General features: G+C 39.2%; 22 protein-coding genes. 12 read left to right on the top strand and 10 right to left on the bottom strand.

Features of this window, described 5'->3' with window-relative positions; translation table 11 throughout:
• Positions 1–36 precede the first annotated feature (36 nt).
• From pheS to A3GE_RS0101870, 4 genes are all read left to right on the top strand, one after another.
• Entirely contained in the window at positions 37–1,026 is a 990-nt protein-coding gene (gene pheS, locus A3GE_RS0101885; RefSeq protein ID WP_018355589.1) for a phenylalanine--tRNA ligase subunit alpha, read from the top strand.
• A gap of 61 nt (positions 1,027–1,087) precedes the next feature.
• Positions 1,088–3,475 (top strand): phenylalanine--tRNA ligase subunit beta, encoded by a 2,388-nt coding sequence (pheT, locus tag A3GE_RS0101880; RefSeq protein WP_018355588.1) that lies wholly within the window; start codon positions 1,088–1,090, stop codon positions 3,473–3,475.
• A gap of 4 nt (positions 3,476–3,479) precedes the next feature.
• Positions 3,480–3,776, top strand: a complete 297-nt coding sequence (locus A3GE_RS0101875; protein WP_018355587.1) for an integration host factor subunit alpha — start codon at positions 3,480–3,482, stop codon at positions 3,774–3,776.
• A gap of 222 nt (positions 3,777–3,998) precedes the next feature.
• Positions 3,999–4,493 carry a C40 family peptidase gene (locus tag A3GE_RS0101870; protein WP_018355586.1) on the top strand — a complete coding sequence of 165 codons (495 nt, stop codon included), beginning with the start codon at positions 3,999–4,001 and terminating at the stop codon, positions 4,491–4,493.
• 40 nt (positions 4,494–4,533) lie between these two features.
• Here A3GE_RS0101870 and metF read toward each other — a convergent pair whose 3' ends face one another.
• Entirely contained in the window at positions 4,534–5,418 is an 885-nt protein-coding gene (gene metF, locus A3GE_RS0101865) for a methylenetetrahydrofolate reductase (RefSeq protein WP_018355585.1), read from the bottom strand.
• A gap of 310 nt (positions 5,419–5,728) precedes the next feature.
• Between metF and rplM the strand changes: the two genes are divergently transcribed.
• The 4 genes from rplM (at position 5,729) to A3GE_RS0101845 (ending at position 7,836) form a co-directional block, all read left to right on the top strand.
• Entirely contained in the window at positions 5,729–6,157 is a 429-nt protein-coding gene (gene rplM / locus A3GE_RS0101860) for a 50S ribosomal protein L13 (RefSeq protein WP_018355584.1), read from the top strand.
• A gap of 16 nt (positions 6,158–6,173) precedes the next feature.
• Positions 6,174–6,566, top strand: a complete 393-nt coding sequence (rpsI, locus tag A3GE_RS0101855; protein WP_017806615.1) for a 30S ribosomal protein S9 — start codon at positions 6,174–6,176, stop codon at positions 6,564–6,566.
• Positions 6,567–6,748: 182 nt separating this feature from the next.
• Positions 6,749–7,387, top strand: coding sequence for a stringent starvation protein SspA (gene sspA / locus A3GE_RS0101850; RefSeq protein ID WP_018355583.1), 639 nt, complete (start codon positions 6,749–6,751; stop codon positions 7,385–7,387).
• The gene (locus tag A3GE_RS0101845; protein WP_018355582.1) at positions 7,387–7,836 is read left to right on the top strand and encodes a ClpXP protease specificity-enhancing factor; all 450 of its coding nucleotides are present in this window, start codon (positions 7,387–7,389) and stop codon (positions 7,834–7,836) included. The genes sspA and A3GE_RS0101845 overlap by 1 nt, the downstream gene beginning before the upstream one ends.
• 49 nt (positions 7,837–7,885) lie before the next feature.
• On the opposite strand, the gene trpA is transcribed toward A3GE_RS0101845, so the two are convergent.
• From trpA to A3GE_RS0101800, 9 genes are all read right to left on the bottom strand, one after another.
• Positions 7,886–8,695, bottom strand: coding sequence for a tryptophan synthase subunit alpha (gene trpA, locus A3GE_RS0101840; RefSeq protein ID WP_018355581.1), 810 nt, complete (start codon positions 8,693–8,695; stop codon positions 7,886–7,888).
• Complete coding sequence (trpB, locus tag A3GE_RS0101835) at positions 8,692–9,891, bottom strand: tryptophan synthase subunit beta (RefSeq protein WP_018355580.1); 1,200 nt, start codon at positions 9,889–9,891, stop codon at positions 8,692–8,694. Before trpB ends, trpA begins: the two co-directional genes overlap by 4 nt.
• Before the next feature lie 18 nt (positions 9,892–9,909).
• Entirely contained in the window at positions 9,910–10,668 is a 759-nt protein-coding gene (locus A3GE_RS0101830; protein ID WP_018355579.1) for an SDR family oxidoreductase, read from the bottom strand.
• Positions 10,669–10,733: 65 nt separating this feature from the next.
• Positions 10,734–12,173: a bifunctional indole-3-glycerol-phosphate synthase TrpC/phosphoribosylanthranilate isomerase TrpF gene (gene trpCF, locus A3GE_RS0101825; RefSeq protein WP_018355578.1), complete on the bottom strand. Its 1,440-nt coding sequence runs from the start codon at positions 12,171–12,173 to the stop codon at positions 10,734–10,736.
• Positions 12,174–12,211: 38 nt separating this feature from the next.
• Positions 12,212–13,213 (bottom strand): anthranilate phosphoribosyltransferase, encoded by a 1,002-nt coding sequence (gene trpD / locus A3GE_RS0101820; protein ID WP_018355577.1) that lies wholly within the window; start codon positions 13,211–13,213, stop codon positions 12,212–12,214.
• Between the two features lie 80 nt (positions 13,214–13,293).
• Positions 13,294–13,680 (bottom strand): tautomerase family protein, encoded by a 387-nt coding sequence (locus A3GE_RS0101815; RefSeq protein ID WP_018355576.1) that lies wholly within the window; start codon positions 13,678–13,680, stop codon positions 13,294–13,296.
• A gap of 46 nt (positions 13,681–13,726) precedes the next feature.
• The gene (locus A3GE_RS0101810) at positions 13,727–14,308 is read right to left on the bottom strand and encodes an aminodeoxychorismate/anthranilate synthase component II (protein ID WP_018355575.1); all 582 of its coding nucleotides are present in this window, start codon (positions 14,306–14,308) and stop codon (positions 13,727–13,729) included.
• A 10-nt stretch (positions 14,309–14,318) separates the two neighbouring features.
• A complete protein-coding gene (trpE, locus tag A3GE_RS0101805; protein WP_018355574.1) occupies positions 14,319–15,866 on the bottom strand; it encodes an anthranilate synthase component I in 1,548 nt (515 codons plus the stop codon).
• Positions 15,867–16,014: 148 nt separating this feature from the next.
• Positions 16,015–16,599 carry an FMN-dependent NADH-azoreductase gene (locus A3GE_RS0101800; RefSeq protein ID WP_018355573.1) on the bottom strand — a complete coding sequence of 195 codons (585 nt, stop codon included), beginning with the start codon at positions 16,597–16,599 and terminating at the stop codon, positions 16,015–16,017.
• Between the two features lie 270 nt (positions 16,600–16,869).
• Here A3GE_RS0101800 and thrS point away from each other — a divergent pair, with 270 nt between their 5' ends.
• From thrS to qseC, 4 genes are all read left to right on the top strand, one after another.
• Positions 16,870–18,801, top strand: coding sequence for a threonine--tRNA ligase (gene thrS / locus A3GE_RS0101795; RefSeq protein ID WP_018355572.1), 1,932 nt, complete (start codon positions 16,870–16,872; stop codon positions 18,799–18,801).
• Between the two features lie 323 nt (positions 18,802–19,124).
• On the top strand, positions 19,125–19,325 hold the full coding sequence (locus A3GE_RS12310) for a NirD/YgiW/YdeI family stress tolerance protein (RefSeq protein ID WP_235181348.1): 201 nt from the start codon (positions 19,125–19,127) through the stop codon (positions 19,323–19,325).
• A 131-nt stretch (positions 19,326–19,456) separates the two neighbouring features.
• Positions 19,457–20,125: a response regulator gene (locus A3GE_RS0101785; protein ID WP_018355570.1), complete on the top strand. Its 669-nt coding sequence runs from the start codon at positions 19,457–19,459 to the stop codon at positions 20,123–20,125.
• Positions 20,115–21,482, top strand: coding sequence for a quorum sensing histidine kinase QseC (gene qseC, locus A3GE_RS0101780; RefSeq protein ID WP_018355569.1), 1,368 nt, complete (start codon positions 20,115–20,117; stop codon positions 21,480–21,482). Before A3GE_RS0101785 ends, qseC begins: the two co-directional genes overlap by 11 nt.
• The last annotated feature ends 58 nt before the right edge of the window (positions 21,483–21,540 follow it).

Here is a 21,540-nt window from a genome sequence, read left to right as displayed (position 1 = left end):
AAGAATTTTTTAGATAAAAGTAAATCAGAGGAAACTATGCAGCATCTGAAAGAGCTTGCTGATAAAGCAAAATCAGCGATTAATTCGATCGAGAATAATAGTTTAGTAGCACTAGATGAGATTCGCGTTGAATATTTTGGTAAAAAAGGCCATTTCACACAATTGATGCAAGAATTAAGAAATATTGCAGCAGAAGAGCGCCCGATAGTTGGGGCAAAAATTAATGAAGTTAAACAGCTAGTGCTTGAGTTTTTGAATACGAAAAAAGCAGAGTGGGAACAAGCCGAGCTTAATGCGAAACTTGAAAAAGAGCGTATAGATGTAACTTTACCGGGAAAAAAGATAGAAAAAGGCGGATTACACCCAGTTACCATGACAATTAATCGCATCACCCAATTTTTCTCGGAACTTGGCTTTTCGGTGGAAAATGGTCCTGAAATTGAAAGTGATTATTATAATTTTGATGCGTTAAATATTCCAAAACATCATCCGGCACGTGCCGATCATGATACATTCTGGTTTAATCCTGAATTATTACTACGTACCCAAACATCAGGAGTACAAATCCGTACTATGGAGAAAATGCAACCTCCAATTCGTATTATGGCACCTGGTCGTGTTTATCGAAATGACTATGATCAAACACACACACCTATGTTCCATCAAGTTGAATTACTTTATGTCGACAAAAAAGTAAACTTTACCGAATTAAAAGGGTTATTACATGATTTCTTGCGTGCTTTTTTCGAAGAAGATTTAAAAGTGCGTTTTCGCCCTTCTTATTTTCCATTTACCGAACCTTCAGCAGAAGTGGATGTCATGGGTAAAAATGGCAAATGGCTTGAAGTATTGGGCTGTGGTATGGTTCATCCAAATGTATTACGTAATGCAGGAATAGATTCGAATGAATATTCAGGTTTTGCAGTGGGAATGGGGGTTGAACGATTAACTATGTTGCGCTACAACGTCACAGATTTACGTTCATTCTTTGAAAACGATTTACGGTTTTTAAAACAATTCAAATAAATTATTTTTCGGATTCATCCTCAAACGAGGTTATATAACAAATTTTAAAAGGTAAAGAATAATGAAATTTAGCGAGCAGTGGGCAAGAGAATGGGTTAATCCGGCTGTTTCTACAGAACAATTATGCGATCAAATCACCATGCTTGGATTGGAGGTAGATGGCGTCGAAAATGTGGCAGGTGATTTTACAGGTGTCGTTGTCGGAGAAGTGGTTGAGTGTGCGCAACACCCTGATGCAGATAAATTACGTGTAACTAAAGTGGATGTTGGTGGAGATAGATTATTAGATATCGTGTGTGGTGCACCAAATTGCCGAAAAGGGTTAAAGGTTGCTTGTGCGATAGAAGGTGCAGTGTTACCGGAGAATTTTAAAATTAAGAAGACGAAATTACGAGGTCAACCGTCGGAAGGTATGCTTTGTTCATTTTCTGAATTGGGTATTGATATTGAGTCTGAAGGAATTATTGAATTACCGCAAGATGCAGCGATTGGCACAGATTTTCGTAACTATTTGAATTTAGATGATAAAGCGATTGAAATCAGCTTAACACCAAACCGTGCGGACTGTTTAAGTATCGCAGGGATTGCCCGTGAAATTGGAGTTGTTAATAAACTATCGGTAAATCAACCGCACTTTGACGTAGTGCCTGCAACGATTTCAGATAAAATTGATATTGAACTTGTTGCCTCGGAAGCCTGTCCACGTTATTTACTTCGAGTCGTGAAAAATGTGAATGTAAAAGCAGCTACCCCAATTTGGATGAAAGAAAAATTGCGTCGTTGCGGTATTCGTTCCATTGATCCTGTTGTTGATATTACGAATTATATTTTACTTGAATTAGGTCAACCGATGCATGCATTTGATGCATCAAAAGTCATACAGCCGGTACAGGTACGTTTTGCAAAAAATGATGAAGAACTTGTTTTACTAGATGGGACTACGGCAAAATTACAATCAAATACTTTACTTATAGCAGATGCCAATGGTCCGCTTGCAATGGCAGGAATCTTTGGGGGACAAGCCAGTGGAGTGACGTCTGAAACTCAAGACGTTATTTTAGAGGCCGCTTTTTTTGCCCCATTGGCTATTGCTGGTCGAGCAAGACAATATGGTTTACATACGGACGCTTCACACCGTTTTGAACGAGGAGTTGATTTTGAATTGGCACGTAATGCGATGGAACGTGCAACCGCATTATTACTCGAAATCTGTGGCGGTGAAGCCGGAGAAATTAATGAAGCTGTAAATGAAGAATTTTTACCGAAGGTAAAAAAAGTTCAGCTTCGTCGTGAGAAATTAGATGCTTTACTCGGTCATCATATTGAAACCGAAATTGTTACTGATATTTTTAATCGCCTAGGTTTTGATGTTCAATTCGAAAATAATGTATGGACGGTAACTTCTGCAAGTTGGCGTTTTGATATTGATATTGAAGAAGATCTAATTGAAGAAGTTTCCCGTATTTACGGTTATAACAGTATTCCAAATAATGCACCACTGGCACATTTACGTATACGTGATCATAAAGAAGCCGTGCTAGATTTGGTTCGAATCAAGACTGCACTTGTGGATTCAGATTATCAAGAGGCGATTACTTATAGTTTTGTTGATCCGAAAATACAAAATTTATTACATCCTCATCAAGAGGCTTTAGCGCTACCAAATCCTATTTCCAGCGAAATGTCGGTAATGCGAACTTCGTTATTAAGCGGCTTACTTGGTGCAGTGTTGTATAACCAAAACCGTCAACAAAATCGTATTCGTTTGTTTGAAACAGGATTACGTTTTATTCCTGATGCTAATGCTGAATTCGGTGTACGCCAAGAATTTGTACTAAGTGCGGTAATTAGCGGTACGGCAAGTAACGAAGGTTGGAATGGTAAACCGGAATCAGTGGGTTTCTTTGATTTGAAAGGCGATTTAGAAAGTTTACTTTCTTTAACCGGAGTGGGAAATAAAGTTCGCTTTGTTGCAAAAACCTTTGATGCATTGCACCCGGGACAATCTGCCGTAATTGAATTGGATGGTGAAGAAATTGGCTATATTGGTACACTCCATCCTTCTATCTCTCAAAAATTAGGTTTAAACGGAAAAGTAGTTGTATTTGAAATTTTATGGAACGCAATTGCAAATCGGAATGTCATACAAGCAAGGAAAATTTCCAAATTCCCGGCTAACCGCCGAGATTTGGCTCTTGTGGTAGCGGATGAAATTGCTGCTGGTGATGTCATTGATGCATGTAAGCAAGCTGGTGGGGATAAACTCACTCAAGTCAATTTATTTGACGTATATAAAGGTATTGGCGTGCCCTCAGGCACAAAAAGCCTTGCTATCAGCTTAACCATTCAAGACAATGAAAAAACCTTGGAAGACGATGAAATCAATGCTGTAATTTCCGCTGTGTTAGATGAAGTTAAACGACGTTTTAACGCTGAATTAAGAGACTAAACTTATGACGCTTACAAAAATTGATATTACCGAATTTCTAATTGAAAAATATCGGTTGCAAAAATTAGAAGCTAAGAACTTAGTGGACGATTTTTTTGAAGAAATTCGCTTATCTCTTGAATCGGGCTGTGATGTGAAATTATCGGGATTCGGTAATTTTGAATTACGTGATAAAGCTTCTCGTCCAGGGCGTAATCCTAAAACTGGGGAAAGTGTACCGGTTTCAGCACGCCGTGTGGTGGCATTCAAACCGGGACAAAAATTACGTATGAGAGTTGAAAAAACGAAAATAAGTCGATAAATTTAGCGGTATGTAGCAAATACACAAAACAGGAATTTCAACGAAATATGGGAATACACTGCGTGTGTCATCTTATATTCAAATAGCTTGATTTTATAACGGGTACACTCGGAGTGTCTCTACAAATAAAACTAAAATCAGGTTTTGCACTGCTACATAATGTCGAAATTGAGTAGAAAGTGCGGTCATTTTTAGCCGCACTTTTGTCTTTTGAGATCTAAAATGAAATTAATTATTAAATGCTTATTTTTCATTTCTACTATAATGCTGTTGTTTGCTTGCTCTTCAAGCTATTCCGTAAAGGAAGAGTATTCCATTAACTATAAAGGGAAAATTGATGATCCTATTATGGCAATCACTTTGTTGAGCGAACAACAGTATGAATGGGCTGGAACACCTTATGTATTAGGCGGAAAATCCAGACATGGGGTAGATTGTTCCGGATTTGTTCAAAAAACTTTTTTTGATCGTTTTAATATTACCTTGCCAAGGACGACAAAAGAGCAGGCTAAGTATGGGAAACTTATTCGTAAAGAAGATATTCAAACCGGTGATTTAATTTTCTTTAAAACAGGACGAGGACCAAACGGCTATCATGTTGGAATTTATGTAAAAGACAATAAATTTCTTCATGCTTCTACGAAAGGTGGTGTCATTTATTCTTCAATGAATACGCCTTACTGGACAAAAACTTTTTGGCAAGTGAGACGAATTTAAAGGTAAAAAGTGCGGTTAAAATTAACCGCACTTTTGTATTCTAGACTGATGGACGAACACCCAACATATGACAAATTGCATAAGTTAATTCACTACGATTAAGCGTGTAAAAGTGGAAATCATTCACACCTTCACTGGATAGAATCTTCACCATATCCATAGCAACACTTGCGGCAACAAGATTGCGGGTTGTCGGATCTTCATCTAATCCGTCATAGGCTTTTGCCAGCCAATTTGGAATTTTTACATTGGTAAATGATGCCATTTTTTGAAGTTGCTTAAAATTCGTTACGGGTAGAATGCCCGGTACGATTTCCGTATCTATACCGATAGAGGCACAACGATCACGGAAACGTAGATAACTATCAATATCGAAGAAAAACTGTGTGATGATATGGTTTGCGCCCGCATCAATTTTACGTTTTAAGTTAATTAAATCGGCTTGTGCCGATTTTGCTTCCGGATGGACTTCCGGATAAGCGGCAACGGAAATATCAAAATCAGCCACAGAGCGGAGAAGAGCGACTAAATCCGAAGCATAGAACGGTTTTTTATCATAACCTTTCGGTTCATCTCCACGTAATGCAACAATACGGCGAATACCGCTATCCCAATAATCTTGAGCGATTTTTTTCAATTCTTGAGGGGTTGCGTCAATCCCGGTCAAATGTGGTGCTGCTTCTAACCCCGTTTCTTGTTTAATCGCTTTTACAATACTGTGTGTGCGATCCCGTTCACCTGAATTTGCACCATAGGTTACAGAAACAAATTTAGGTTTTAGCACTTTTAAACGATGAATTGAGTCCCACAGTATATTTTCCATTTTTTCATTTTTAGGTGGGAAAAATTCAAAAGATACGTTAATTTTCTTATTAAAGTCAGCAATATTTTGGTTCAAATTATTAATTTCTTTTGCATAGCTCATAACATTTCTTCCTACAAAATGACGGTGTAATGGCACGATAAATCAACTTAATGTATGAGTCAATTTGAATAAATTCATTAAAAACATTAATTATATTAATATTCATAAAATTACTATCAAAATGAAGATTTTTCACACAAAAAATTAGCATTTGATAGAAAAGTATGTATAATGTGCCGACCCTGTAAATGCACGGATTCCCACCGTGCATTATTTTATCGATATCACACTCGAAGGGGTGAGGATTCAGATTACTGGTTGTGTTCAATAAGAACACTGGGTATCAAACTTAATTTTTGGTAATTAATTAATGAAAACTTTTGTAGCAAAACCAGAAACGGTAAAACGCGACTGGTATGTAGTAGATGCGACAGGTAAGACTTTAGGTCGTTTAGCTACTGAATTAGCACGTCGTCTTCGTGGTAAACACAAGGCAGAGTACACTCCACACGTAGATACCGGTGATTACATCATCGTTATCAATGCAGATAAAGTGGCGGTAACCGGTCGTAAAGAAACAGATAAACTTTATTACTGGCACACCGGCTATGTAGGTGGTATCAAACAAGCGACTTTTAAAGAAATGATCGCTCGCCGTCCTGAAGCGGTGATTGAAATTGCGGTTAAAGGTATGTTGCCAAAAGGCCCATTAGGTCGCGCAATGTTCCGTAAATTAAAAGTGTATGCGGGTAATGAACACCAACACGCTGCACAACAACCACAAGTATTAGACATTTAATCACGAGGTTTAGGATATGGCAGAGAATCAAAACTACGGCACAGGTCGCCGCAAAAGCTCTTCAGCTCGTGTATTTATCAAACCGGGCAGTGGTAAAATCACTATCAACCAACGTGAATTAGACGTTTATTTCGGTCGTGAAACCTCACGTATGATTGTACGTCAACCGTTAGAATTGGTTGAATTAACAGATAAATTAGACCTATATATCACTGTTAAAGGTGGTGGTATTTCTGGTCAAGCGGGTGCAATCCGTCATGGTATCACTCGTGCATTAATTGAATACGATGAGACTCTCCGTCCTGCACTTCGTGCAGCCGGTTTCGTTACTCGTGACGCACGTCGCGTTGAACGTAAAAAAGTGGGTTTGCACAAAGCACGTCGTCGTCCACAATACTCAAAACGTTAATTTTTTATTTTCGTTTCAGAAGCAGGGAATTCCCTGCTTTTTTTGTATTTATAAAATCACGTAACTCTATGAAATTAAAGAAAAACTCAGATTTCTTTAGCAAAATAAAGTGACTTTATGTTAGAATGTACGACCTTTTTTAATAAAAAATAATATAGAACTTTGGATCTTCGGAGGAATCAATGTCTAATGCATCAAGTAAACGTTCTGTCATGACTCTTTTCTCAAATAGAGATGATATTTACTGTCATCAAGTGAAAATTGTATTGGCAGAAAAGGGCGTCGCTTATGAAAATGAAGAAGTTAACCCACAAGCATTATCGGAAGATTTAATGGAATTAAATCCTTATGGATCTTTGCCAACGTTGGTTGATCGTGACTTAGTATTATTTAATTCACGTATTATTATGGAATATCTTGACGAACGTTTTCCTCATCCTCCACTTATGCCGGTTTATCCTATTGCGAGAGGTAAAACCCGTCTTTTAATGCTACGTATTGAGCAAGACTGGTATCCAACTTTAATGAAAGCGGAAAAAGGCAGAGAATCAGAACGTGCAGAAGCATTAGGACAATTAAAAGAAGAATTACTAGCCGTTTCGCCTATTTTCCAACAAATGCCTTATTTTATGAGTGAGGAATTCAGTCTGGTTGATTGCTATATTGCGCCATTATTATGGAAATTAAAGCAATTTGGCGTGGAATTTAGCGGTGCAGGTAGTAAAGCGTTGAAAAGTTATATGGATCGCGTATTTAGTCGAGATTCCTTTTTACAATCAGTGGGTGAAGCGGCACCTAAAAATCTGATGGATGATAAATAATGGAATACAAACCTTCTCCAAAAAGACCTTATTTATTGCGGGCTTATTATGATTGGTTGGTTGATAACGATTTTACGCCCTATTTGGTTGTGGATGCCACATATTGGGGCGTGGATGTGCCTACTGAATATGTCAAAGACGGGCAAATTGTGCTGAATCTTTCTGCAAGTGCTACGGGTAATTTGCAGCTTACGAATGATTTTATTCAATTTAATGCACGTTTTAATGGCGTGGCCCGAGAGCTTTATATTCCCATGGGCGCTGCACTTGCCATTTATGCTCGGGAAAATGGTGATGGTGTGATGTTTGAACCAGAAACGTTTTATAATGAATTAAATCATGAACCACAAACTGATCAACCAACTAACTTTACTGAAGCAGTTGATAAATCAAAAACAGATAAAAAAGCTCCGGTAAAATCGGCTTCTCATCTAAGGATTGTAGATTAAATTAAGAATAAAAAAATCACCCGCATTTGGGAAGGTGCGGGTGATTTTTTTATTGTTTGGTTGCGGACTTCATCAGCTGAACAAATTCAGCAAGTTCAATTAGACATTTTGTATGATTGTCTAGATTACGCTCAATAATTTTTACGGTTGCAGAGCCGGAAATTGCTCCGCTAGCGCCTAATCGCAAGGCCTCTTTCACTTGATTTGGTTGTGCAATACCGAAACCTTGTAGAATAGGAGGGGCATTGTGATTTTTCAATTGTTCCACAAGTTTATCTAAATTTACTGCATGAGCTTGATTTTCAGCACTGGTCACACCGGCACGGGAAACCAGATAAGTATACCCCTTAGTATTTTCTGCTACACCCTGCACGGTTTTTTCATCGGCATTTGGCGGGCAAATGAAGACCGGTTGAATACCGTATTTTTTAGCAGCCTGAATATAATCCTCTTTGGCTAAAAGGGGGATATCTGCGACCAGCACCGCGTCCACACTGACATCAGCACAATACTGATAAAACTTATCAAGCCCTTTAGCAAAAATAAGATTGGCACAAAGCAGTAAACTAATGGGAATCTCAGGATATTTTGACCGCACTTTTTTTAGTAATTTAAAACTGTCCTCCGTGCTATGTCCGGCATTTAATGCACGATTATTAGCAGCTTGAATAACGGGGCCGTCTAAAAGCGGATCAGAAAAAGGAAAGCCTAACTCAAGGGCATCAGCACCATTATCAACAAGCGTGCAAATAATCTCAAAAGAACGCTCAAAAGTAGGATCGCATAGCGTTACGAAAGGAACAAATGCGCCTTCATTTTTTGCCTTAAGGGTGGCAAATTTAGTGTCAAAACGACTCATGATTTCATTCCTTTTTCAGTTAAAATTTTGTCTACAGTGAAAATATCTTTATCACCTCGACCGGATAAATTGACAACGAGAATTTGTGCTTTATCGGGAGCTTGATGAATCATTTTGAGTGCTTGCGCAAGGGCGTGTGAGCTTTCTAACGCTGGAATGATCCCTTCATGCTTAGCGAGTGCTTGGAAGGCATTTAAGGCTTCATCATCGGTGATAGAAGGATATTCTGCCCGTCCGATACTTTGCAAATAAGCGTGTTGAGGACCTACAGAAGGGAAGTCTAATCCCGCAGAAATGGAGTAGGATTCTTCTACTTGCCCATCTTCCGTTTGCATTAAAGGGGATTTCATACCGAAATAAATACCGATTTTCGCATGACCTAGCGGCGCACCGTGTTCACCTGTTTCAATACCTTTGCCTGCCGGTTCTACACCAATTAAACGCACATTTGGTTCATCAATAAAATCGGTAAACATACCTATCGCATTGGAGCCGCCGCCAACAGCGGCGATGACCGCATCCGGCAGACGACCTTCTTTTTCCAGAATTTGGCGTTTGGTTTCTTCACCAATCATTTTTTGGAATTCACGTACAATCGTTGGAAAAGGGTGGGGACCGGCTGCCGTACCGAGCAAATAGTGGGTATTTTCATAATTTGCTGACCAATCACGCATTGCCTCACAACAAGCATCTTTTAAGGAACAAGAACCTTTCTGTACCGGTACAACTTCTGCGCCCATTAAACGCATACGAAATACATTAGGAGATTGGCGTTCAACATCTTTTGCACCCATATAAACACGGCAGGGCATATCAAGCATTGCACAAGCGAGGGCTGTTGCTACACCGTGCTGACCGGCACCGGTTTCAGCAATGATACGATTTTTCCCCATACGTTTTGCGAGTAAAATTTGGCCTAGAACTTGATTGGTTTTGTGCGCACCACCATGCAAAAGGTCTTCACGTTTAAGATAAATTTTAGCTTTTGTGCCTTTTGTCAAGTTACGACAAAGAGTGAGTGCGGTTGGTCTGCCGGCATAATTTTTCAGTAAATCTTGGAATTCCCGTTGAAATTCCGGATCACTTTTAGCTTCAACAAAGGCTTTTTCCAATTGTTTAAGCACCGGTACGAGAATTTCCGGCACGTACATCCCGCCAAATTCACCGAAATACGGATTTAATAACATTTCTGACATCGTGTTCCCTTATCGTTATTAGTTTGAATTTCTTGCGACATTGAGAGGAGCAAAAGTCTGTGCCGTAGGCATGACTTCAATGCGATTAATATTGACATGTTCAGGTTGTTGATTAAGCCATAAGACAATATTTGCAATATCTTGCGGGGTAACATATTGAACATTCTCATAAAGTTTTTCCGCACGCTCGTCATCACCTTTAAAGCGCACATTGGAAAATTCAGTCCCACCACAAAGTCCCGGCTCAACATTGCTCACACGGATATTTTTCCCGGCAAGATCGGCACGCAGATTTAAACTAAACTGTTTAACGAAAGCTTTTGTGCCACCGTAGATATTTCCACCCGGATAAGGGTAATTTCCGGCAATAGAACCTAAATTGATAATGTGCCCCGTATTGCGTTCAACCATTTGAGGCAGTAAAAGACGAGTGATTGTGACAAGACCTTTAATATTGGTATCAATCATTTTTTCCCAATCGTCAAGGTTTGCTTGATCTGCTGTTTCTAAACCGAGGGCGAGACCGGCATTATTAACGAGCAAATCAATATTACGCCATTCAATTGGTAAGGATTGGATGGCTTGTTGTGTTTTTTCACGATCAGAAATATCGAAAGCAAGAGGAAGAAATTGTTCGCCAAGTTCGGCATGAAGGAGTGTTAAACGTTCAGTACGGCGACCGCTACCAATGACATGGTAACCTGCATCAATTAATGTACGGCAAATCGCCGCACCAAATCCGGCTGTTGCACCGGTGACAAATGCTATTCTAGACATAATTACCTCCTAGTAGGGATCAGAATATTTATATTACACACTTGGTATTGTTTAATTAAAAGAAACTATATCGCATTAAAAATTTTCTCAAAAACTGACCGCACTTTTGCCTCATCTTTCACTCCATGAGTGCTTTCTACGCCGGAATTTAGATCTACGCCTAAACAATCTTGAGCTGTTGCCAATTCAATATTTTCCGGTGAAATACCACCGGCTAAAATCGTCTTGTATTTAAGCTTTTCAGGAATTAACGACCAATCGAAGGTTTTACCTGTCCCCCCTTGTTGATTTGCTGTTTGGCTATCGAAAATATAGCGGGCAACATTTAAATCATCGGCAAAATTGACCGCACTTTTTTCATTTGTATCGATTGATAGGGCTTTCCAAATTTGGCAGGTTTCAGGTAATTGACGACGAAGATCGGCGATAAACTCCGGTGTTTCCGCACCATGTAATTGCACGGCATAAAGGCGTAATTGTTGAGCGATTTTTAGGATAAAATCAATCTCTTGATTTTGAAACACTCCAACAAAGCGGAGTGGCGCAGCTGTCACTAATTCTTGCGCTTGACGCAAACTGATACAGCGTTTTGACTTTTCAGCAAAGATTAATCCGCCGTAAAGTGCACCGTTTGCATAAACGGTTTTAACATCTTGAGTGCGTGTTAAGCCACATACTTTGTTTTCACCAAAAATCATGGCACGAACGGCATTGTTTAAATCAGCACTTCCCATTAAACTACTGCCGATTAAAAACCCCTGTGCCACCTTTTGTAGCTGACGAATTTGCTGATGATCGTAAATACCGGATTCACTGATAATGCGAACATCTGCCGGTATGCGATCAGCATATTTCTTCGTTAATTCGACAACACGATTTAAATCCACGGTTAAATCATGCAAATTGCGATTATTCACTCCAATAATTTTTGCTCCTAACGATAAAGCACGTTCGAATTCTTCTTCGTTGCTGGTTTCGGTTAATACGCCCATTCCCAACGAATGAGCAAGATTTGCCAACACCTGATAAGTTTCATCATTGACCACGGAAAGCATTAATAAAATGGCATCCGCTTGATAATAACGGGCAAGATATACCTGATATTCACTAATCATAAAATCTTTGCAAAGTACAGGTTGGCTCACGATATGTCGCACTTGAGGCAAAAATTCAAAATCCCCTTGGAAATATTTTTCATCCGTCAGCACCGAAACCGCAGAGGCATAATGTTTATAGACATTGGCGATTTCATCTAAATTAAATTCAGCCCGAATTAATCCTTTCGAAGGAGAGGCTTTTTTACATTCCAAAATATAAGCAGGCTTTTGGTGCGTGCCTTTTGATAGGGTATCATAAAAAGAGCGGTCGGATTTTGTGATATTTTGGTGAAATGCACTAAGCGGAAATTCCGCTTCTTTGGCTTTTACCCATGCGGCTTTATCAAGGACAATTTTTTGCAGTACGGTAGCCGAATTAATTGGTTTTGAGAAGTCTTGAGTAATCATCTTTTTCTACTAAATATAAATTCAGGTGGATTTCATGGTTAATATTGCGTTAATTTTTGCAATGTTTCAAACGCTTTGCCACTGGCTAAGGTTTCCAATACATTTTGGGTATTTTGTTTGAGATCATTGTAGCCGAATAACTTAAGTAATAACGCTGTATTGGCGGCAACAGCATTGGCGTGTTCCGTTTTACCTCTGCCTTGTAAAAGTGCGGTCAATATTTTGGCATTTTCTTGTGGTTCGCCACCTCGTAGGCTTTCAATGGATTGGCTTTTCAAACCAAAATCTTCAGGAGTTAACGTGAAGTAGTCAATTTTACCCTTTTTCACTTCCGCCACTTGTGTATCGCCATGTAGCGCCACTTCGTCTAATCCTGAACCGTGAACAACGAAGGTGTGTTCATGCCCTAAGCTAACGGCGGTTTCAGCATAGGTTTTCACGAGTTCCTGCGCATAAACACCGAGTAAATGGTAATTTGGGCGGGCGGGGTTAATTAATGGGCCAAGAATATTAAAAACAGTACGTGTTTTTAGCGCTGCGCGAACAGGGGCAACATGGCGAAAGCCGGAATGATACTGTTGTGCAAATAAAAAACAGATGCCGATTTCATCTAAGGCTTGACGTGCCGATTGTGCAGAAATATTGATATTGACACCTAATGCTGTTAATACATCACTCGCTCCGGATTGGCTGGACACGCTGCGATTACCATGTTTAGCTACCTTTGCACCCATCGTCGCTGCCACAATACAACTTGCCGTAGAGATATTAATGGTATTTTGACCATCGCCACCCGTGCCAACAATATCTGCAAAAGGGTAGTCAGGGCGAGGAAAAGGTTTCGCATTTTGCAGTGATGCTGATACTGCACCACTAATTTCCTCAATGGATACACCACGAACCTTTAGGGCGATCAACATTGCCGCAATTTGTTCATTCGAAAGATGACCTTGAATGACGGTATTAAAAAGTGCGGTACTTTCTGATCGGTTTAATTGATGACCATTGTAAAGTTGTTCTAATAAGAGGTTGTGTTGCATAATTTGTTCCTTGATTTGTTGTGCTATTTACTGCTCTTGGGCTTGAAATTTATTATAGTGTCGTAAATGGCACATAGTCATTAGACGTAAATATCGTAATCCAAATCGCGCGCCTCATCACCGGTCATCCCACGGAATCCCCAGCAATGAGCCGGTTGTTCTTTAATAGTAATTTCCACATCATGCGCACGAATACCGAGTTTATATTCCAGTTCACTGAATAACATTTTGATCAGGCGTTTTTTTGTCCCTTCCATTCGTCCTGCCATTAAATTGATTTCAATGACGGTGTAATCATCACTACGATCAAAAGGGTAGTAAAAATCTTCTTTTTCTAGGCACAAGAAACGAATCGCGTGTTTCCCTTTGGGAATGTCCAAGCCTAAATAGAGGCTGTTGTAAATCACATCAGCTAACATTTCTCTGCGTGGCATGAGTTGAGATTTAAGTCCAAATACAGTAATCATATTGTTTTCCTTTTAGGTTGGATGGGCTAGTGCCTATCATTATTTTTTAGTGATTGAGTAACCATTCAATGGATTGTTGTAATAACTGTGCTCCTTGTACTGTTAAAATACTTTCCGGATGGAATTGGAATGAGCAAATAGGTAACTCTCGGTGGCGAATAGCCATAATAATACCATTGTATTCCGCATTGATGACAAATTCCTGAGGTAAATCTTGTCCCATAAGGGAATGATAACGGGCAACCGGCATAGGATTGACAATATCCTTAAACATAGCTCTTTCATCGTGAGTAATTTTAGAGACTTTTCCATGCAGAACTTCCCCAGCATGAATGACTTTTCCGCCAAAGGCTTGAATTAAAGCTTGATGACCTAAACAAATACCGATAATAGGTATTTTATCTTTTAAACGTTCAATCAAGGGTAATAAAATACCGGCTTCGGTCGGTGTGCCGGGACCGGGGGAGAGGGCAAGAATAGTCTCAGGCGTATTTAATGCGGTTTCGATTAATTGTTCTAAATCGCAATCGTTGCGGTAAATTTTAACTTGATGCCCTAAGACACGAAATTGATCCACAAGATTATAAGTGAAGGAATCAAAGTTATCTAAAAAAAGAATATTTGCCATAACGTATCCTTTATTTGGCTTGCGTGTTGATCTGACGAATTGCTTTTAATACTGCAGCGGCTTTGTGTCGGGTTTCGTCTGCCTCCATTTGTGGATCGGAATCTAACACCTCACCACAGCCCGCCTGCACATGTGCAATACCCTTTTGCACAAAGGCAGAGCGAATCACGATACATGTGTCTAAATTGCCATCGGAGGTGAGATAACCTACCGCACCACCGTAACTATGGCGTTTTTGTTGTTCATATTGATAAATAAGCTGCATTGCTTTAATTTTCGGTGCACCAGTGAGCGTGCCCATATTCATACTGGCTTGATAGGCGTGAAGCGCATCTAATTCAGGGCGAAGTTTACCCACCACACGTGACACAAGATGCATAATATGCGAATAACGATCCACCTGCATCAATTCTGCGACTTTACGTGTACCACTTTGACAAACTCGAGCGATATCGTTGCGTGCTAAATCCACTAACATCAGGTGTTCAGCCTGCTCTTTGTGATCTAACCTCAATTCCAGTTCCAAACGGGTATCCAATTCAGGATCAATATTACCGTGCGCATCAAGGCCTCGCGGACGTGAGCCAGCAATTGGATAAATTTCTAATTGGCGATTTTTCGGCGTATATTTGAGCGCACTTTCCGGCGAGGCACCAAATAAAATGAAATCTTCATCGTTCATATAGAACATATAAGGACTTGGATTATTTTGTTTAAGCTGAGCATAACTGGCAAGTGCATTCGGGCAAGCAAGAGAAAAGCGACGGGAAGGTACGATCTGGAATACATCACCAATATTAATATGGTGTTTTAAGGATTTCACCACATTGATAAATTCAGGATCGTCAAAATTCGTTTTCACCTCATTACTCGCCGATTTAATGGATAAGATGTGATCAATATTTTTTAATTTTTGTGCGATAGCGAGTGCAGTTTTTGCCACATTAACTTGTTCTTCTTGTGAAAAACAGTAACTTTTAAGTGTAGCCTGCTGGCTTTGATGATCGATCGTGATGAGATGCTCGGCGAGATAAAAACTGTAATCAGGGCAAGCAATACCGTCATCTTTTAATGTGATATCATTCATCGGGATAAAATTAGCGACCAAATCATAAGCAAATAAACCGCCTAAAAAAACCGCCGTATCGCTGTGTTGGTAAAGATTAGAAATGACTCGTAATCCGTCGAAAATTGTCGTTGATTGTAATTTTCTGTCTTCATCCAAATGATTATCAAGCGGAGGGAAATCAACAGAAAATTCATCACTAAAATCGACCGCACTTAGCGGACTAAGCTCGGTGAAAACAGGAAAAATCTCTTTCAAAACCTGCTTACCATTTTCGTTTAATGCTTTAAATGTGACGTTGTGACCTATGCAGGTAATTTTTACTGCCGTATTGATAAATATCAGACTTTGTAAGCTATTTTTGCTGCCAATTTCAGCAGAGTCGAGTAGTAGCGTATTAGGATGATGACATAATGTGTTAAAAATTGCGGTGGTATCTGAATGATAAGGAACAGGTTGTATGGTAACCGCAATAAAAGCATTGTTTTGCATTTTTAAATCCTTCTCAAAATTTTTGCACTATTAAACTAGTACAATGAAAATAAGTCAAGAGGAGATTTAAAAATTCTATTTCATTTTACAAAATACATATCGACAAGGAAAAAAAGAAAGCCATCTTGAAAGATGGCTTAAGAAAGGATTAAAGTGCGGTCAAAATATCATTAATTTTTACTTTGGCAGACTGTAATGCTTTTTCAACAGCCTCTGCACCAAAGCCAATACCTTGGGCATACACAAACTGTACGTCAGTAATTCCCACAAAACCTAAAATGGCTTTCATATATTGTGTGACGAGATTCTCATCATCATATAATCCGCCAAATGCACATAATACGATGGCTTTTTTACCTTTCAATAAACCTTCCGGACCGTTTTCCGTATATTGAAATGTTATACGCGGACGGGCAATGAAATCAAAATAGGATTTTAACTGAGTGGGAATATTTAAGTTATACATCGGTGCACCGATGACTAAGGTATCCGCATTTTTTAATTCAGAAACGAGTTCATCGGAAAGTGCGAGAAGTTGCTTTTCATCCTCTGTTTTAGGCTCGCCACGCACAGCAATAGCGGCGGTCGCATCAAAGAGGGGAAGAGGATCTTTGGCTAAATCCCGAACCACAATATTGTAACCTTGTAGTTTTTCGATCGTATAATTCACTAATTTGTTACTCTGAGAATTGTCAGCAAGAATGCTTGATTTTAACACCAATACGTTGCTCATTTTATTTCCTTTGACTTGCGTAAAATAAGGGGTGCGATTCTAGGATTTATTTTTTCATTGATAAAGCTATTTTTAAGAAAAACATTATTTCTTTTTATGAAAATATCAAGGTAGTTTTCTATTTAACAAGATTATAAGAAAGTGGTAGAATTTGCGACCGCACTTTTCTCATTCAATGGTAGGAATGAAGCTAAGTGCGGTTAATTTTTATTGAATTTTTAAACGAACATGTCGCCTTTCGTATGGGTGACCACTGTATAAGGAAAAATTATGCCAATTATTACTTTACCTGACGGTTCCCAACGTCAATTTGATCGCCCTGTTTCTGTGCTTGAAGTGGCTCAAGATATTGGTGCAGGTCTTGCCAAAGCAACCATTGCAGGTCGTGTAAACGGTGAACGCCGTGATGCCTGTGATATTATCGAGCAAGATGCCACACTGGAAATCATTACTGCAAAAGATGAAGATGGTTTAGAAATTATCCGCCATTCTTGTGCCCACTTATTAGGTCATGCCATCAAACAATTATTCCCTGATGTGAAAATGGCTATCGGTCCAACCATTGAAAATGGCTTTTATTATGACGTGGATTTAGATTGCTCTTTAACCCAAGAAGATTTAGAAGCGATTGAAAAGCGTATGCTTGAATTAGCGAAAACCAATTATGATGTGGTGAAAAAACGCGTAAGTTGGAAAGAGGCACTCGATACCTTTGAGCAGCGTGGTGAGCCGTATAAAATGGCAATTTTAGATGAAAACATTGAACGTACGGCAACACCGGCGTTATATCATCACGAAGAATATATTGATATGTGTCGTGGACCACATGTGCCAAATATGCGTTTCTGTCATCATTTCAAATTACAAAAAGTGGCGGGAGCTTACTGGCGTGGTAACAGCAAAAATAAAATGTTACAACGTATCTACGGCACGGCTTGGGCGGATAAAAAACAATTAGCGGAATATTTACAACGCTTGGAAGAAGCTGCAAAACGCGATCACCGTAAAATCGGCAAAGCCTTAGATTTGTACCATATGCAAGAAGAAGCGCCGGGAATGGTATTTTGGCACAATGACGGTTGGACGATTTTCCGTGAGCTTGAAACTTTTGTGCGTACTAAATTAAAAGAATACAATTATCAAGAAGTAAAAGGTCCGTTTATGATGGATCGCGTGTTGTGGGAAAAAACAGGGCATTGGCAAAATTATGCCGATTTAATGTTCACCACACAATCGGAAAACCGTGAATATGCTATTAAACCAATGAACTGTCCGGGGCACGTGCAAATTTTCAATCAAGGATTAAAATCTTACCGTGATTTACCTATTCGTATGGCGGAATTCGGATCTTGCCACCGTAATGAGCCGTCAGGTTCTTTGCATGGTTTAATGCGTGTACGTGGTTTTACTCAAGATGACGCCCATATTTTCTGTACGGAAGATCAAATCGAAAGTGAAGTAACCAGCTGTATTAAAATGGTTTACGATATTTACAGCACTTTCGGTTTCACCGATATTTATGTGAAACTTTCAACCCGTCCTGAAAACCGTATTGGTTCAGATGATATGTGGGATCGTGCGGAAGCAGGCTTAGCTGCAGCGCTGGCACACAATAATCTTGAGTATGAAGTTCAAGAAGGTGAAGGGGCGTTTTACGGACCAAAAATTGAGTTTGCATTGCGTGATAGTTTAGGTCGTGAATGGCAATGCGGTACGGTGCAATTAGACTTTGCCTTGCCGGCTCGCTTAGAGGCAACTTATGTTGCCGAAGATAACGGACGCAAGACCCCAGTGATGATCCACCGTGCGATTTTAGGTTCAATTGAACGTTTCATCGGTATCATTACTGAAGAATACGCGGGCTTTTTCCCTGCATGGTTAGCCCCAACACAAGCAGTAGTGATGAATATTACCGATAGCCAAGCAGACTATGTACAACAGGTGGCAAAACGGTTATCTGATGTAGGTTTACGTGTGAAAACGGATTTACGAAATGAAAAAGTAGGCTTTAAAATCCGTGAACATACGTTACGCCGTGTGCCATATATGTTGGTTTGTGGTGATAAAGAAATTGCAGAAGGTAAAGTCGCGGTACGTACCCGTAAAGGTGTCGATCTTGGCTCGTTCAGCGTAGAGGAATTTGCGGAAATCTTGAAAAAACAAGTGAGAAACCGTCAATTAAAATTACTAAATGAAGAGTAAAAACGCGTTCAAAATTATTCACAAACTCGTTCACTCGTTTGTTCATCTCTAACGAGATTGTTGGCAAAGCCAAGGTTCAAAAAACATTGTTTTTTGTGACCGCACTTTACGGCAATAAATAACAAAAGGCTAGGTATATACTAGCCTTTTTTATAAATTTTAAGAAAAATATCATCTTCTTAAGTTTTTCTTAAGATTTATATTGTTTAATACATTTCAACAAATTAGTGTTATCCACACATCTCGCGATTGCGGCTTCAACTACATTTGCTGGTTTTAATGGAAGTACTGATAGGTTTAAACTGGGGAACAGTGCAAGTTATTTGAGTAAAACAGGCATTATAGGAATTGGCAATGATGATTATCTTTTCACTGATGACGGTTCTGCACAAATCAAAGATCGTATATGGAATGGTTTGAATGTGGGACCACAAAATAAAATCCGTATCAGCGGTAAACTGGATAACGAAGCTTTTGAAAAAGCAGATGTTGATATAGTATTGAGAAAGTTAATTAATCATTGAAAATGGTGGGGTTTTGCCACCATTTGGTTTTGAAAGAGCGGTCACAAAAAACAATGTTTTTTTGAACGTTGGCTTTGCCAACAATCTCGTTAGAGATGAACAAACGAGTGAACGAGTTTGTGAATAATTTTATGCGAATTTTATTAATTGAAGATAATGCATTAATCGGTAACGGTTTACAAATCGGACTATCAAAATCCGGATTTGTGGTGGATTGGTTTACGGACGGTAAAACAGGGTTAAATGCACTTGATTCTGCGCCCTACGATGCCGTCGTATTAGATCTTACCTTACCGAAAATGGACGGGCTGGATATTTTGCAACAATGGCGAGCAAACAATCAGTCTATTCCTGTTCTTATTTTGACGGCTCGAGACACCTTGGATGAACGTATAAAAGGGCTGCAAAAAGGGGCGGATGATTATCTTTGTAAGCCCTTTGCATTAGTTGAGGTTGTCGCGCGTTTACAGGCGTTAATTCGCCGCAGTTATGGGCACACCACGCCTGTTCTCACCCATCTAAATGTCACGCTTGATCCTAATCAACGAAGTGTGCGGCTAAATGATAAGCCGCTTTCTCTCACGACACGAGAATATAAGTTATTGGAACTTTTTATGTTGAATAAAGATCGTGTCCTTTCCCGTTTAACCATTGAAGAAAAATTATCGACGTGGGAGGAGGAAATTAGTAGCGCTGCCTTAGATGTTCATATTTATAATTTACGCCAAAAATTGGGAAAACAATTTATTCGTACCGTTCACGGCGTGGGCTATGCATTAGGGCAAAATGATGAAAAATAAGAGTTTAAAATTTCGCTTAATGAGCGGATTATTTTTGATTGCACTGTTAGTGTGGCTTATTTCAACCTTTGTCGCTTGGATAGTCGCCAAAAAAGAAGCCTATGAAGTGTTTGATGCACAACAAGTACTGTTTGCCGAACGTCTCGCTACCTCAGATTTACAGAATATTTTACTTGATAATACCCATTTTAATCGTGGTGGATTTAAACCGCTAAAACGGAAATACGACGACGATGCTCTTGCTTTTGCGATATTTTCCAAAACAGGAGAGCGGTTATTAAGCGACGGCGATAACGGTGATCATTTTATCTTTAGTGATAAGGAAGGGTTTAGTTCAGCCTATATCAAAAACGATGATGATAAATGGCGAATTTATTGGTTGCCGGTAGCGCAAGGGGAATTGCGAATCGCTGTTGGTCAAGAAATAGAATATCGGGAAGAGTTGGTGAATAAAATGGTATTTGGTCAAACTGCCATTTGGTTTGGAAGTTTACCTATTTTATTAGCAGTGGTTTTTTATTTGATTTACCAAGCATTAAAACCGATTAATCAATTAAGTCGTGAAGTGTTACGAAGAAAACCGGGGGATGTATCACTTCTTGATATCTCAAATGTTCCCACAGAAATTCTGCCGTTGGTGATAAATTTGAATCAATTTTTTGACCGCACTTCTGCAATGTTAAAAAGAGAACGTCGTTTTACTTCCGATGCAGCCCATGAATTACGTAGTCCATTAGCCGCATTGCGTATTCAAACTGAAGTGGTCCAGCTTGCCGGTGATGATAAAACCGTGCGGGAGCAAGCCTTAAACAATTTAACGCAGGGGATTGATCATGCCAGTCAGTTAATTGAGCAACTTTTAATCTTATCCCGATTAGATAATTTGAGAGAGCTTGATGAATTACAGCCGATAAAATGGCAAGAAATTATCCCTTCTTTAATTAGTGAGCTTTATATTCATGCACAAAAACGACATATTGAGTTGTCATTTGAAGAAAACTCTATTCCCTTCGAAAAGAGCGGGCAACCTATTTTGGCTTCACTAATGTTGAGAAATCTTATTGATAATGCGATTAAATATGTAAAATCAGGGGCTTCGGTAAAAATTGTTTTATCTAAAAACAACATTATTGTAGAAGATAACGGCGGTGGGGTTAGTGAAAGCGAGTTAGTCCGATTAGGGCAACGATTTTATCGTCCGGCAGGACAAAATGAAGGACAAAATGAAAAGGGGAGTGGTTTAGGTTTATCTATTGTATTTCGTATTGCAGAACTTCATCATTATAAAGTGCGGTTAGAAAATGTGACGGATTCCGGAAAAATCATTGGATTTAGAGCCATTATCGGCTTGCTGTAGAAATATATTTGAGGTGATTCGGTTCAATACCGTTCACCACTGTTTTAAAAGTTTATTT

The sequence above is a fragment of the Rodentibacter pneumotropicus DSM 21403 genome (assembly GCF_000379905.1).
GTDB lineage: Bacteria > Pseudomonadota > Gammaproteobacteria > Enterobacterales > Pasteurellaceae > Rodentibacter > Rodentibacter pneumotropicus.
The sequence above is the reverse complement of the archived record's forward strand: the minus strand, read 5'-3'. Positions and strand labels throughout refer to the sequence as shown.

Bases quoted from the DNA above. Each gene is read 5' to 3' on its own strand.
- A3GE_RS0101785 (WP_018355570.1), top strand. From the start codon at position 19,457: ATGCGAATTTTATTAATTGAAGATAATGCATTAATCGGTAACGGTTTA.
- sspA (WP_018355583.1), top strand. From the start codon at position 6,749: ATGTCTAATGCATCAAGTAAACGTTCTGTCATGACTCTTTTCTCAAAT.
- A3GE_RS0101810 (WP_018355575.1), bottom strand. From the start codon at position 14,308: ATGGCAAATATTCTTTTTTTAGATAACTTTGATTCCTTCACTTATAAT.
- pheT (WP_018355588.1), top strand. From the start codon at position 1,088: ATGAAATTTAGCGAGCAGTGGGCAAGAGAATGGGTTAATCCGGCTGTT.
- trpD (WP_018355577.1), bottom strand. From the start codon at position 13,213: ATGCAACACAACCTCTTATTAGAACAACTTTACAATGGTCATCAATTA.
- thrS (WP_018355572.1), top strand. From the start codon at position 16,870: ATGCCAATTATTACTTTACCTGACGGTTCCCAACGTCAATTTGATCGC.
- A3GE_RS0101830 (WP_018355579.1), bottom strand. From the start codon at position 10,668: ATGTCTAGAATAGCATTTGTCACCGGTGCAACAGCCGGATTTGGTGCG.
- metF (WP_018355585.1), bottom strand. From the start codon at position 5,418: ATGAGCTATGCAAAAGAAATTAATAATTTGAACCAAAATATTGCTGAC.
- A3GE_RS0101800 (WP_018355573.1), bottom strand. From the start codon at position 16,599: ATGAGCAACGTATTGGTGTTAAAATCAAGCATTCTTGCTGACAATTCT.
- trpB (WP_018355580.1), bottom strand. From the start codon at position 9,891: ATGTCAGAAATGTTATTAAATCCGTATTTCGGTGAATTTGGCGGGATG.
- pheS (WP_018355589.1), top strand. From the start codon at position 37: ATGCAGCATCTGAAAGAGCTTGCTGATAAAGCAAAATCAGCGATTAAT.
- rpsI (WP_017806615.1), top strand. From the start codon at position 6,174: ATGGCAGAGAATCAAAACTACGGCACAGGTCGCCGCAAAAGCTCTTCA.
- rplM (WP_018355584.1), top strand. From the start codon at position 5,729: ATGAAAACTTTTGTAGCAAAACCAGAAACGGTAAAACGCGACTGGTAT.
- qseC (WP_018355569.1), top strand. From the start codon at position 20,115: ATGAAAAATAAGAGTTTAAAATTTCGCTTAATGAGCGGATTATTTTTG.
- A3GE_RS0101870 (WP_018355586.1), top strand. From the start codon at position 3,999: ATGAAATTAATTATTAAATGCTTATTTTTCATTTCTACTATAATGCTG.
- trpCF (WP_018355578.1), bottom strand. From the start codon at position 12,173: ATGATTACTCAAGACTTCTCAAAACCAATTAATTCGGCTACCGTACTG.
- A3GE_RS0101845 (WP_018355582.1), top strand. From the start codon at position 7,387: ATGGAATACAAACCTTCTCCAAAAAGACCTTATTTATTGCGGGCTTAT.
- A3GE_RS0101815 (WP_018355576.1), bottom strand. From the start codon at position 13,680: ATGATTACTGTATTTGGACTTAAATCTCAACTCATGCCACGCAGAGAA.
- A3GE_RS0101875 (WP_018355587.1), top strand. From the start codon at position 3,480: ATGACGCTTACAAAAATTGATATTACCGAATTTCTAATTGAAAAATAT.
- trpE (WP_018355574.1), bottom strand. From the start codon at position 15,866: ATGCAAAACAATGCTTTTATTGCGGTTACCATACAACCTGTTCCTTAT.
- trpA (WP_018355581.1), bottom strand. From the start codon at position 8,695: ATGAGTCGTTTTGACACTAAATTTGCCACCCTTAAGGCAAAAAATGAA.